This window comes from Streptomyces sp. NPDC060035, assembly GCF_042736635.1.
Classification (GTDB): Bacteria; Actinomycetota; Actinomycetes; order Streptomycetales; family Streptomycetaceae; genus Streptomyces.
In genome coordinates, this window is record NZ_JBHWVO010000017.1 from 97,848 (window position 1) to 111,586 (window position 13,739).

At 70.4% G+C, this 13,739-nt stretch carries 3 protein-coding genes; all 3 read left to right on the top strand.

Annotated features, from left to right (window positions below; genetic code table 11):
• Positions 1-46: 46 nt before the first annotated feature.
• The 3 genes from ACFWBQ_RS25370 to ACFWBQ_RS25380 all read left to right on the top strand — a co-directional run bounded on the left by ACFWBQ_RS25370 (position 47) and on the right by ACFWBQ_RS25380 (position 13,702).
• Positions 47-10,942 (top strand): amino acid adenylation domain-containing protein, encoded by a 10,896-nt coding sequence (locus ACFWBQ_RS25370; RefSeq protein WP_385496111.1) that lies wholly within the window; start codon positions 47-49, stop codon positions 10,940-10,942.
• Positions 10,929-12,629, top strand: coding sequence for an ABC transporter transmembrane domain-containing protein (locus tag ACFWBQ_RS25375; protein WP_385496159.1), 1,701 nt, complete (start codon positions 10,929-10,931; stop codon positions 12,627-12,629). Before ACFWBQ_RS25370 ends, ACFWBQ_RS25375 begins: the two co-directional genes overlap by 14 nt.
• Positions 12,630-12,955: 326 nt before the next feature.
• The gene (locus ACFWBQ_RS25380; RefSeq protein ID WP_385496194.1) at positions 12,956-13,702 is read left to right on the top strand and encodes a nucleotidyltransferase domain-containing protein; all 747 of its coding nucleotides are present in this window, start codon (positions 12,956-12,958) and stop codon (positions 13,700-13,702) included.
• The last annotated feature ends 37 nt before the right edge of the window (positions 13,703-13,739 follow it).

The following is a 13,739-nucleotide window of genomic DNA, read 5'->3' on the forward strand; positions in this document are numbered from 1 at the left end:
TAGGGTACCCTAACTTCCACACCTTGGAAGGGACACTGAGTCTTCGATGATGGATCCGAACGCTCGACTCGTACTGCTGTCTCCCGCGAGCCTGGCTGACGTACGCCGGCGGACCGGCAACCATTCCGACCGGACCATCGCCGAAGCGTGCGCCATCGGTCTCTCGTACTGGGCCACCGGCCTGGGTCCCGACGGTTTGGACCTCGCCCCCGGCACCCTGTTCGCCGACGTCCTCGGGTGGGTCGACAACGGCGGTTCCGCGCCCGGTGGTTGGGAGGTCGGCCCGGACGGCCGGAGCATCGCCGTCCCCGAAGATGTCCTGCCGTCCGACGCGCAGTTCGCTCTGGACGACCTTGCCGAATTCCCGGACCGGCCCATCGGCAGCATCGGCCCGTCCGGTGTGGCCGCGAGGATCGAGGCCCTGGCCGAGTGGAACGACACCGAGGCCGACCGGGTCCGCCCGACCATCGTGGAGATGTTCCGCGAGCAGGCGCGGGCCAGGCCGGACGCCGTTGCCGTCATCGACGAGCACCGGTCACTGACTTATCGTCAGGCAGCCGAACTGTCCAGCCAGTTGGCCCACCATCTGATCGAACGCGGACTCACCGCCGAACAGGTCGTCGGTATTTCACTGGGCCGCTCCGCCGACATGGTGATCGGGCTGCTCGGCGTGCTCCAGGCGGGTTGTGCATTCGTGCCGCTCGATCCGCAGTGGCCCGACGCACGCCGAGGCGTCGTCGTCGAGGACGCCCGGGTCGTGCTGCAGCTCAACGACTCGGGCGAGCACAACCCGGGTGAACCGGAAGCCGTGGCCGTGGACCTCGGCGACTGGAGGTTCGCTTCCTACCCCGTCGAGGGAACCGAGGTCACCGTCCCCGGCGCCGCCCTGGCGTACGTGATCTTCACGTCCGGTTCGACCGGGCGGCCCAAGGGCGCGATGATCCGGCACGAAGCGATCAGCGAGCGCCTGCTGTGGCAGGTCGACGAGATCCTGGGCTTCGGCCACGACGACGCGTCACTGTTCAAGGCGCCGTTGTCCTTCGACATCTCCATCAACGAGATCTTCCTGCCGCTGGTGTGCGGCGGCAGGCTGGTGGTCCTGAGGCCCGGCGGCGAACGCGACCCGCACCACCTGCTGAGCGTGATCGCCGAGCAGCGCGTCACCTTCACGTACCTGGTGTCGTCCATGCTGGACGTGCTGCTGGAGATGGCGGGCGACTCCGGGCGGCTGGACAGCCTGCGGCATGTGTGGTGCGGCGGCGAGGTGTTGACCCCGGAGCTGTACGAGCGGTTCCGCACCCGGCTCGACATCCCCATGTACCACGGCTACGGCCCGGCCGAGACGACGATCGGTGTCTCCCACGTCATCTACCGGGGCGCGGCGGAACGCCTGTCGACGTCGATCGGCAAGGCCAACCCCAACACCCAGTTGTACGTACTGGACGACGAGCTGCGCCCGGTCCCGGTCGGGGTCGGCGGCGAGCTGTACGTGGGAGGGTTCCTCCTGGGGCGTGGGTACGTCAACGCGGCCTCCCTGACGGCGTCCCGGTTCGTGGCGAATCCCTTCGCCCAGGACGGGTCCCGGCTGTACCGGACCGGTGACCTCGCGCGGTTCGCCCCGGACGGTTCGCTGGACTTCCTCGGCAGGGCCGACAACCAGATCAAGATCCGCGGTATGCGGCTGGAGATCGAGGATGTCGAGGTCGGTCTCGCGGAGCACCCCGGGGTACGGCACACCTGCGTCGTCGCCAAGAAGAACGCGGCGGGCGGCACCTACCTCGTGGGGTACGTCATCCCGGCCGCCGGCAGCGAGGACCTGCGGGCGGACGAAGTCCGGGCGTGGGCTGCCGAGCACATGGTGGAGTACATGGTGCCCGCCCACACCGTCGTGATGAAGGAGTTCCCGCTCACCGCGAACGGCAAGCTCGACCGGGGCGCGTTGCCCGAGCCCGTGATCGGGACCGGTGTGATCGTCCCGCCCGCAACCGAGAACGAGCGCGTGCTGTGCGCGGCGGTCGCGTCGGTGCTGCGGCTGGACGAGGTCGGTGTCGACCAGGACTTCTTCCGGCTCGGCGGAGACAGCATTCTGGCGATCTCGCTGCTGAGCGCGCTGCGCGACGCCGGGCTCTACGTCACGGCACGGCAGATCTTCACCTACAGCGTCGTGGGCGCGCTGGCGGCGGTGGCGAGCCGTGAAGACGTGTCCATGGTGGAACACGGCGATGTGGCGACCGGTTCCGTCGCCGGATCGCCCATCGTGCAGTGGCTCGGTGAGACCACGGACGCGATCGACGGGTTCGTGCAGTCGGTGGTGCTGAACACCCCGGCGGACCTGACCGCGGACGCTCTGGACGAGATCCTCACCGCTGTGGTCGGGCGGCACGACATGCTGCGCGCCAAGCTGGTGCGCGGTGAGCGCTGGAGCTTCGACATCCCGGAGGCGGACCGGGCCGCAGCGGGGTGGCAGGAGAGTGACCGGCCGCTCGACGCGTGCGTCGCGCTCGCCACCGCCGGGCTCGACCCGGACAACGGCGTGATGCTGCGTGCCGTCTGGCGCCGAGAGGCACGGCAACTGGTCGTGGTCGTGCACCATGTGGTGATCGACGGCGTGTCCTGGCGGGTCCTGATGGAGGACCTGGCCACGGCGTGGCGGCAGCTCTCCTCGGGCGCACCGATCGAGCTGCCCCCGGTGGGCACGTCGTTCAGGCGCTGGACGGAGTTGCTCGGGCGTGCGGAATTCGACACGGACCGCGCCTACTTCCTGCGTCCCCTGCCGGGAGTGGACCGGCCGGTGGGCAGGCGGGCGCTGTCCCAGGCCGACACCGTCGTCCGGGAACGGACCCGTACCGTCTCGGTCGGCCCCGAAGTCACGGCCGCGCTGCTGGGCGAGATTCCCGCGAAGTTCCACGCGGGCGTCAACGACGTACTGCTGACCGCGCTCGCCGTCGCCCTCGCCCAGTGGCGTCGCGACCTCGGGCAGGACCAGACCTTCGCGCACATCGAACTCGAGGGCCACGGCCGCGAAGGACGGTTCGTGGCGGGCGCCGCCGGCTTCGAGCCGGAACTGTCGCGGACCGTGGGCTGGTTCACCACCCTGTACCCGGTGACCGTGGACCCCGGCGCGGCGGCCGATCCCACGGCCCCCGAGTACCTGGCCGCCGCACTCAAGGCGGTCAAGGAAGACCTCGCCCGGGTGCCGAGCAACGGCGTTTCCTACGGTGCCCTGCGGTACCTGGGCGGCACCGGGTTCGACGCGCCCGCACCCCAGGTGCTGTTCAACTACCTGGGCCGCTTCGACTCGAGTGCGTCCGGTGACTGGCAGCCCGCGGGCACCACAGGGCAGTTGGGCGAGAAGCGCGACCCGAGGATGCGCCTGCCGCGTTCCCTGGAGTTCAACGCGATCGCCGAACCCGCATCGACCGGCGCGTACGAGCTGGTCACGACCATCTCCTGGCCCGACGGGATGTTCACCGACGAGGACATCACCACCGTCGGCGAGTACTTGCGGGTGGCCCTGGCCGGGCTGGCCGCGCTCGACCAGGGCGGCCACTCTCCCAGTGACTTCGGCCTGGTGCCGCTCACGCAGCCCGATGTCGACGCTCTGGACGGCCCGGCGCTGCGGGACATCCTGCCGTTGACCCCGTTGCAGGAGGGCCTGTACTTCCACTCGGTCTTCGACGACGATTCGGCGGGCAGCTACGTCGAGCAGCAGTTGCTGACACTGGAGGGCGAGGTGGACGCCGACCGGCTCGCTGCGGCGGCCACCCGGTTGCTCACGCTGTACCCGAACCTGGCCGCGCGTTTCGTGGCCCTCGCCGACGGCCGTGTGGTCTCCGTGCTGGAGAGCGGTGTTCAGGCGCCCTTCACCACGCCGGACCGCCCCGGCATCACCGGCGCCGAGATCCGCGAGTACGCCGAGCGGGACCGCCGCGCCGGGTTCGACCTGGCCACCGGCCCGCTGATGCGGTACACGCTCATCCGCGCGGGCTCCGGCCGGAACGTGCTGGTGCAGACCGTGCACCACATCATCGCCGACGGCTGGTCGGTGCCGCCGATGCTCCGCACGCTGCTGGCCGAGTACCACCGGCCGGGGAGCGTCTTCCAGATCGGCGGCTTCCCCGACTACGTGGGCTGGCTCGCGGGACGCGACGGCGACGAGAGCGACCGCGTATGGCGCGACCAGCTCGCCGGTCTGCCCGGTCCCTCGCTGGTCGCGGAGGGACACACCCCGTCCGACCGGTTCGCCGACACGGCTGTGGAGCCGGAGTTCGACATCGACGCGGCCGTCCGGTCGGCCGGCGTGCCACTGAGTGTGGCCGTGCACAGCGCTTGGGCGGTGACGCTGGGCGGCATCCTGCACGGCAGGGACGTGGTGTTCGGTTCCACGGTGTCCGGGCGCGACGCGGATGTGCCTGGTATCGGGGACATGGTGGGCCTGTTCATCAACACGATTCCCGTGCGCGCCCGGTGGGCCGGTGCCACCACGGCGGGCGAGCTGCTCGCCTCGGTGCGGGAACACCAGAGCGCGGTGCTGCCGCACCAGCATGTCTCGCTGGCGAGGATCGGCCGCCAGGCCGGCGCCGGAGCCCGTTTCGACACCCTGGTGGTGTTCGACGTAGCGACCGATGTGGACGGTCTGCGGGAGCCCGACGACGAGCTGGTCATCACCGACATCGTGAACGAGGGCGCCCCGCACTACCCGTTGACGCTGGTGGTGGAGCGCGCACTCGACGGCCGTCCGCGCTTCAACCTGATCTACGACGGCGAGCTGTTGCGGGAAACGAGTGCCCAGGCCGTCCTGCGCACGTTCACCCGGACCCTCACCGGTCTGCTCACCCGGCCGGACGCCCCCGTCGACGACCTGGCACCCGAGGATGCCCGCCGTCCCGCGCAGATCACCCCGACGACCTTGGGCGGACTGTTCGCCGACGCCGCGAACCGTGCTCCGGACGCCACCGCCGTCACCCAGTGCGGTCTCGACGGCGGCACCAGGTCACTGACCTACGGTGAGCTGGCGGCAGCGAGGAACGAGCTGGCCTCGGCACTGAGAGCGGCCGGTGTCGGGCCGGGCAAACGTGTCGCCGTCGCCGTCCCGCGTTCCCTGGAGCAGGTCGTCGCCCTGGTCGCGATCGTCACCGCGGGCGGCGCGTACGTACCGCTGGACCTGGCGTACCCGGACGAACGGCTGGAGTACATCCTCGCCGACGCCGCTCCGCAGGTCGTTCTCGTGGACCGGGAGCAGCGGGACCGCTTCACAGAACTCCTGGCCCGGGCGGGCGTGCCGGCCCGCGTGCTCGTGCAGGGAGAAGAGCTGCCGCAGGCGGACGAGCTGCCGCAGGACACCGCCGGACCCGAGGCCGGCTGGCACGACCCGGCGTACGTGATCTACACGTCCGGATCGACCGGCAGGCCCAAGGGCGTCGTCGTCCCGCACTCCAGCGTGGTGACGCTGCTCGCGAACACCCGGCCGGACATGGACTTCGGCCCGCACGACGTGTGGGTCCAGTTCCACTCGTACTCCTTCGACTTCGCGGTCTGGGAGCTGTGGGGGGCGCTGGCGCACGGCGGTGAACTGCTGGTGCCGGAGTACGGCCTGACCCGCTCCCCGGTCGACTTCCACCGGCTGGTCCGCGAGCGCGGAGTGACCGTGCTCAACCAGACCCCGTCGGCGTTCTACCAGTTCATCGAGGCCGACCGGCATGCCGGCGAGCCGGCCACCGCTCTGCGCCGGATCATCTTCGGAGGCGAAGCGCTGGATCCTGCGCGGCTGCGCGGCTGGGTCGAGCGGCACGGCACCGGTTCGCCCGAGCTGGTCAACATGTACGGCATCACCGAGACCACCGTCCACGTCACCCAACGCGTGCTCACCGAAGAGGACTTCGGCGAAGATGTCAGCCCGATCGGCGGTCCGATTCCCGGCCTGGCCGTCTACCTGCTCGACGACCGGCTCCGGCCGGTGCCGCCGGGCCGGGTGGGCGCCATCTACGTCGCCGGTGACCAGGTGTCGCTCGGCTACCTGGGCAGGCCGGGGCTCACGGCGGGCCGGTTCGTGGCGAACCCGTTCGCCGGCGACGGCTCCCGCATGTACCACACGGGCGACCTCGCCCGCCGCACGCTCGACGGAGAGCTGGAGTTCACCGGCCGCGCCGACGACCAGGTTCAGCTCAAGGGTTTCCGTATCGAGCTCGGCGAGGTGGAGTCCGCGATCAGGGAACTCGACGGCGTCGTCGATGTGGCTGTCACCGCCGCGGACGGCGGCGACCACCTGGTCGCGCACGTCGTGGGCCGGGTGCCCGGCGACCTCACCGGCCTGCTGTCGGCGAAGCTGCCCGTGCACATGGTGCCGGGCCGGGTCCTGCCGGTCGACTCCCTGCCGCTTACGGTCAACGGCAAGCTGGACCGGAAGGCCCTGACCCAGCGTGCCGCACAGGACGACACCCCGGTGGCCGCGAGTGATTCCGTGCTCGCCGCACTGGTCGACATCTTCACCGAGACGCTGCCCGGATCCGCAACTGTGGACAGTGACACGGACTTCTTCATGGCCGGGGGCGACAGCATCGTCGCCATCACCGTGATCAACCGGGCCAGAGCGCTCGGACTGCCGATCGCGCCACGGGACGTGTTCCTCCTCAAGACACCGCGCGCGCTCGCCGAGCACCTGGAGAGGCGCACACCGCAGACCGCGGTGCCCGAGTCCGTCCGCCGCGAGGACGGCCCGCTGACGCCGACGCCGATGATCCTGCGCCAGCGGGAACTGGGCGGATCGCTCGCCCGGTTCGCCCAGGCAAGGACGCTGGTGGCAGCCGAGGGCACCGGGTTCGCCGAAGCCGAGCGCGCCGCGAACGCGGTCGTGGCCGCGCACCCGGCCCTCCGGCTGCGGCTGCACATCGAGCACGGGGTGTGGGCACTGCGCACCGAACCCGCCCGTCAGGTCACCGTGGTCCGGACGGACACGGACGACGCGACGGCCGCGGCGAACGAAGCCGCGGGGCGCCTCGATCCCGAGTCCGGGGACGTCATCGCGTTCTCCTGGCTGGCGGCGAGCCGGACCCTGGTGGTCACCGTGCACCACATAGCCGTCGACGCGGTGTCCTGGCTGGTCCTGCTGGACGACCTGGCCGCCGCCCTGCGCGGGGCAACCCTCGCGCCGCCGACCACGTCCTATGCCGAGTACGCCGAAGCACTGAGCTCCCGGTCCGTCCATGTGACCGACGGCCTCGGGAACTGGATCACCACGCTCCAGGCCCCCGTGCTGCTGCCCGCGGTCGAGGGGCTGCGCGAGACCACCGTCGTGCTCGCGCCCGAAGTGAGCGCCTTGGTGACGCGTACCGCCCCCGCCGTACTCGGGGTCGGTCTCACCGAGTTGCTGTGCGGCGCGCTCCGGACCGCGCTGACCCATGTCCAGCCGTCGCCCACCGATCTCGCGATCGAGCTGGAGCGGCACGGCCGGGTCCCGGTGCTGGAACAGCACGACTACACCCGCACGGTCGGCTGGTTCACCTCCATCGCGCCCGTGCGGCTCACGGCGCACACCGACCCCGTCGCGGCGGCACGCGAAGTCGCCGAACGCCAGCCGGACGAGCGCGGGCATGTCGCGTACGGCCAGCTCAGGTACCTCAACCCGCAGACGGCCCCCCTGCTGAACGCCCGCCCGCAGGTGCTGTTCAACTACCTCGGCCGGGGCAGCGAGTCCCAGGCGCTGCATCTGACCGGCGGAGAGCAGGCAAGTCCGTACGCCGTCGAGGTCAACGCGTGGATCGACGATGCCACCGGAAGCCTGCACGCGGCGTTCACCCTCGCCGACGGCATCCCCGACGAGATGACCGAGCACTGGTTGAGCGCACTGGAGCACATCGCGGACGCCTCCGCGACGGCCGAGCGAACGGCACCGGTCACCCCGCTCCAACGGGGCCTGTTCTTCCAGGCCCAGATGGCGGGCGAGGCCGGACACTATGTCGCGCAGAGCTACTTCACCTTCGACCGGCGCCTGGACACCGAGGCACTGGCCGAGGCGATGGCGCACGTGATCGCACGGCACCCGGTCGTGGGCGCCGGCTTCACCACCGACGACAACGGAAACCCGGTCCAGGTCCTCAAGGCGGGCCGGCGGGTCGATGTCCGCACGGTCCATCCGGTGACGGACGCGGAAGTGGAAGCCCTGCGGGCCCGGGACCGCGACACGGGATTCGACCCGGACGAGCCGCCGATGGTCCGGCTGACCGTGGTGCGTCTGCCCGACGGCCGCGACGGTCTGCTTCTGAGCTACCACCTGCTGCTGTGGGACGGCTGGTCCCGCGAGATCCTGCTGCGGGACCTGTTCGACGCCTATCAGGCAGTCGTCGCAGGCGAGCCGCTGGACGCGACCCCGGTCACGCCGGGCTTCGAGGACTACGCCCGGACGCTCGACGCCAGGAACCCCGCCGTATCCGAACGCTTCTGGGCGGAGCACCTGGCCGGCCTCACCGGCCCGACGCTCCTCGCCGGACCCAACCCGCCCCTCACGGACGACCTGCCGCGCGCGCTCGTGCACAGGCTGTCCGCCGAACAGTCGGAACTGCTGCGGGAAGCGGCCAGGGTGCACGGCGTCACGCTGAACTCGGTGCTGACCGGAGCGTTCGGTCTCCTGCTGGGAGCGCATACGGGCCGGAGCGACGCCGCGTTCGGCGTGACCGTCTCCGGCCGTGAGGGCGAGGGACTGTCCGACATCGTCGGCGTGCTGCTCAACACCGTGCCCATGTGGACGCGGGCACGGCCGGACGACACGGTCGGTGAGTACCTGTCGGCCGTCCAGGCGGCCAGGGTCGAGGCGATGGAGCACGAGCACCTGGGACTCGGCGAGATCCAGCGGGCCAGCGGGCACGACACTCTGTTCGACAACCTGTTCGTGCTTCAGAACTTCCTGGACATGGATGCGTTCGCCGAGATGAACGCCAGGCACGGCATCACCTCGGTGAAGGCCGACGACTCGACGCATTACCCGTTCACCTGGGTCGTCACGCCCGGCGACCGGCTCACCGTCAAGCTGGAGCACCGCGACGGCGACACCGGGAACGCGCGCCGTCTCCTCGACGACTACCTTCGCGTGCTCGAGGACCTGGCCCGTTCCACCGGCCCGGTAGGCGCACTGCGGGGTCCGGGGGCCGAGCCCGAGCCTGCCGAGCGCACGGACGTCGGTACGGACACCGTCGTCGACCGGTTCGACCGGGCGGCGGACCGCGACCCGCAGCGGGTCGCTCTCGTCGCACACGGCTCGACCATGACCTTCGCCCAACTCCGGGACCGCAGCCGTGCGGTGGCGGGTGTACTCGCCCGGCGCGGCATCGGCCCGGAGATGGCCGTGGGCCTCGCGATCCCACGCTCCCTCGACTCGATCGTGGCCCTGTTCGCCGTCCTGCGCGTCGGTGCCGCATACGTGCCGCTGGAGCTCGACCACCCGGACGAGCGGATCGCCGCGATCGTCGCCGAGGCCCGCCCGGAGGTGATCCTCACCGTGAGCGCCGTGTCGCCTCGCCTGACCGGCGACCTGATCGAGCTCGACCGTCCCCTGCCCGAGGCCGAGCCGTTCGTGACGTTCGCGCCGGACGCTTCGAACCGCCTGCGGCACCCCGCGTACACGATCTTCACCTCCGGATCGACCGGGAAGCCCAAGGGCGTGGTGACCGAGTACGCAGGGCTCACCAACATGCTGGTCAACCATCAGCGCCGGATCTTCGAGCCGGTGCTGGCGGAGCACGAGAACCGGGTCTTCAGGATCGCGCACACCGTGTCGTTCGCGTTCGACATGTCGTGGGAGGAGCTTCTGTGGCTCGCCGACGGCCACGAGGTGCACATCTGTGACGAGGAGCTGCGCCGCGACGCGCCCCGTCTGGTCGAGTACTGCCTCGAGCACGGGATCGACGTCATCAACGTGACCCCGACCTACGCGCAGCAACTGGTGGCCGAGGGTCTGCTCGACAACCCCGTACGGCGGCCCGCGCTGGTGCTGCTGGGCGGCGAGGCCGTCACCCCGAGGCTGTGGCAGCAACTCGCGGAGACCGAGGGGACGGTCGGCTACAACCTGTACGGACCCACCGAGTACACCATCAACACGCTCGGCGTCGGCACCTTCGAATGCCAGGACCCGGTGGTGGGCGTGGCGATCGACAACACCGAGGTGTACGTGCTGGACCCCTGGCTGCGGCCCCTGCCGGACGGAGTTCCCGGTGAGCTGTACGTGTCGGGCATCGGCATCGCGCGCGGCTACCTCGGGCAACCCGCCCAGACCGCGCACCGGTTCGTCGCGTGCCCGTTCGGTGAACCCGGTGAACGCATGTACCGCACCGGGGACCTGGTGGTCCGCCGGCCCGACGGGAACCTGACGTACCTGGGCCGCACCGACCAGCAGGTCAAGATCCGGGGGCACCGGGTCGAGCTCGGGGAGGTCGAGGCCGCGTTCGCGGCGCACCCGGCGGTGCGGTTCGCCGCCGCCGTCGCCCAACCCGCCCCGGAGGTCGACGGAGCGTACCGGCTGGCCGCCTATCTCGTGCTCACCGACTCCGACCTGGCGGCGGTCGCAGCCGAAGTGGGCGCCGGGCTGCCGGACTTCCTGCGCCCGACGCATTACGCCCAGGTCGACAGCATCCCGCTGACAGTGAACGGGAAGGCCGACACCAAGGCGTTGCCGGAGGCCAAGCCGCTGGGTGTGCTGACCACGGCGGGTGAGCGCGGCCCGGAGACCGAGACCGAGACCGTGGTGTGCGAGTTCTTCGCCGAGGCACTGGACCTGGACGACGACGAAGTGAGCGCGGTGAGCGACTTCGTGTCCCTGGGAGGACACTCCATGCTGGCGGTGCGGCTGATCGGGCTGCTCCGCCGGGAGTACGGTCCCGTGATCACGATCCGTGACCTGCTAGCCCTGCGAACCCCGGAAGCGATTGCCAGCCACCTTGATGACAACTCCTGACACCCAGCGGCCCCGCCAGGGGGCCGACATCCTTCGGACCGCACTGCGTCGCAACGTCGGCGCGATGACCCGGGGCACGGTCCTCATGGGCATGTACCAGGCCGGTGAGACCGCCTTCCCCATCGCGCTCGGCCTGATCGTCGAACACTCGTTGCAGGACCGGAGCCTCGGCGCGCTCGGCCTGTCGATCGCCGCGCTGGCCGTGATCATCACGACGGTGTCGCTGTCGTGGCGGTTCGGGATGCGTGTCCTGCAGCAGGCCAACACGACCGAGGCGCACCGCTGGCGGGTGCGGGTCGCGGCCTGCGGACTCCAGCCCGTGGCCAGGGACGTCGACCTGAAGTCCGGCGAGGTGCTGACCATCGCCACCGAGGACGCCGACCAGACAGCCGACATCATCGAGGTGGTGCCGCTGCTGATCAGCTCGCTGGTCGCGGTGGTGGTCGCGGCGGTCGCGCTGGGCCTGGCCGACCTCCGGCTCGGCCTGCTGGTCATCGTGGGAACCGTCGCGATCCTGTCGATCCTGAGCGTGATGTCCAAACGGATCGGCGCCAGTACCCAGGAGCAGCAGGCCCGGGTGGCGCGGGCGGGGGCGAAGGTCGCCGACCTGATCACCGGCCTGCGCCCGCTGCACGGCTTCGGTGGCAACCACGCGGCGTTCCTGTCCTACCGGAAGGTCAGCACGGAGGCGAAGCGTCAGGCGATCACCGTCGCCAAGGTGAACGGCGCGTATGCCGGTACCGCGCTGGCCCTCAACGCGGTCCTCGCCGCCGCTGTGACCCTGACGTCGGGCTGGCTGGCGTTCGACGGCCGGATCAGCATCGGGGAGCTCGTCATGGCCGTGGGGCTGGCGCAGTTCATCATGGAACCGCTCAAGATGTTCTCGGAGATGCCGAAGTACGTGATGATGGCGCGCGCGTCCGCCGAACGGATGGCACTGGTACTGGCCGCGCCGCCGGTGACGACCCCGGGGCAGGAGCGCCCCGCCGCAGGGGGAGACCTTGAGATCGACTGCGTCCGGTACGGGTCCCTGCGCAAGCTGAAGTTCCAGGTGTCCGCAGGCGAGTTCGTGGCGATCGCCGCCTACCAGCCGCGCGCGGCGGCCGACTTCGCGTCGATTCTGGCCGTGAACGTCCCGCCCCACGCGTATGAGGGAGTGGTACGGGTCAGCGGGCACGAGATCACGGACCTGTCGGTCGAGGCGGTCCGTGAGCACATGCTGGTGAACCCGTACGACGGGGAGATCTTCGCGGGCACCCTCCGTACGAACATCGACCCGTCCGGCACCAGCCCGATGGTTCCCGAGGCCGTCGAGGCGTCCCTGCTGACCGATGTCGTCGCCCTCCACCGCGAGGGGCTCGACCACGGCGTCCGCGATCGCGGCGCGAACCTTTCCGGGGGGCAGCGCCAACGGCTGTCCCTGGCCCGCGCCCTCGCCGCCGACGCCGACATCCTGGTCCTGCACGATCCGACGACAGCCGTCGACGCGGTCACCGAACAGCTCATCGCGCGCAACATCGCGAAGCTGCGCCGGGGCCGCACCACCGTCGTGTTCACCAGCAGCCCGGCCCTCCTGGACGCCGCCGACCGTGTTCTCGTCCTGGACGACGGGGTCATCACTGCGGAGGACACCCATCGCAACCTGCTCGCCACGGACGAGGACTACTGTCTGGCCGTGGCCCGGTGACCGGTCAGGATCTTTCGTCCGGATCCGGCCTCGCGAGCCCGGCGTGACCCGAACGAGAGACCCCAGGACTGACTCCGCGGCATTCGTCTCTCCGGATGCCCCTCCTGTCTGACCCACAGAACGTCAGCCGTCGAGGGCCCGCGGGTGGCCACAGCCTGCTGTGGTCACCCGCACCGCCGCATAGCCGGGGGGCATGGTGGAGATCGCTGTCCGGCTGGTCCGTAGCCGTCGTTCGTGCTCTCGGATCCTTCACGGTTCGTCACGGTCATGCAGTGGGCGTGGAAAACCCAGTCGCTGTCGATCAAGGATCCTGGAACCATTCCGCCATGAACACGGATCCCTTCGACCAAGCGCGACGTCTCGCCCATGGCCGTTTCCCCGATGCGCTCGCCGTGATCCTCGCCGGGTCGACGGCTGCCGGGCGGGGTACTCCCCGCAGCGACTTGGACATAGCGGTCCTCATCGGCGACGGCGGCGAGACCGGCCGGGAGACGATTCGGTTCGAGGGACGTGTCGTGGAGCTCTTCGTCCACACCCGTGCCGGTCTCGCAGAGCTCTTCGCAGCGGACGTCGCTGCACGTCGTGCGGTCCTTCAGAGCATGTATGCCGCCGGTCTCGTCCTGGTCGATACGCATGGTGAGGCCGGGCGTGCCCGGGCCCTGGCCGAAGCGGACCTCCGAAAGGGTCCGCCGGCGCTGGAACCGGAGACGGTCGAGACGAAGAGGTACGGGCTGACGGACGCACTGGACGATCTCACCGACGCGGGCGACCGCATCGAGCGGCTGGCGGTGGCCGGGTTCGTTCTCACCACAGCGGCCGATCTGCTCTGCGACTACCACCACGCGTGGATCGGTGGCGGGAAGTGGTTGCCGCGACGTCTTCTGGAGGCGGACGCAGAGCGTGGGGCCGCCCTGCTGGAGGGCCACCTGCGTCTGTGTGAGTCGGGAGACCCCGCGCTCATGATCGACGCAGCATCGGAGGTCCTCGACCTCGTCGGCGGGCCTCTTCGAGAGGGATATCGCCGGACCTGGCGTGGCGTCATTGAATCGGTGGCCGCTGCTACCGGGCATTGACGGGGGCTCACGGCAGTTCGTGGCGTCGCTGGGCCGT

Bases quoted from the DNA above. Each gene is read 5' to 3' on its own strand.
- ACFWBQ_RS25375 (WP_385496159.1), top strand. From the start codon at position 10,929: ATGACAACTCCTGACACCCAGCGGCCCCGCCAGGGGGCCGACATCCTT.
- ACFWBQ_RS25370 (WP_385496111.1), top strand. From the start codon at position 47: ATGATGGATCCGAACGCTCGACTCGTACTGCTGTCTCCCGCGAGCCTG.
- ACFWBQ_RS25380 (WP_385496194.1), top strand. From the start codon at position 12,956: ATGAACACGGATCCCTTCGACCAAGCGCGACGTCTCGCCCATGGCCGT.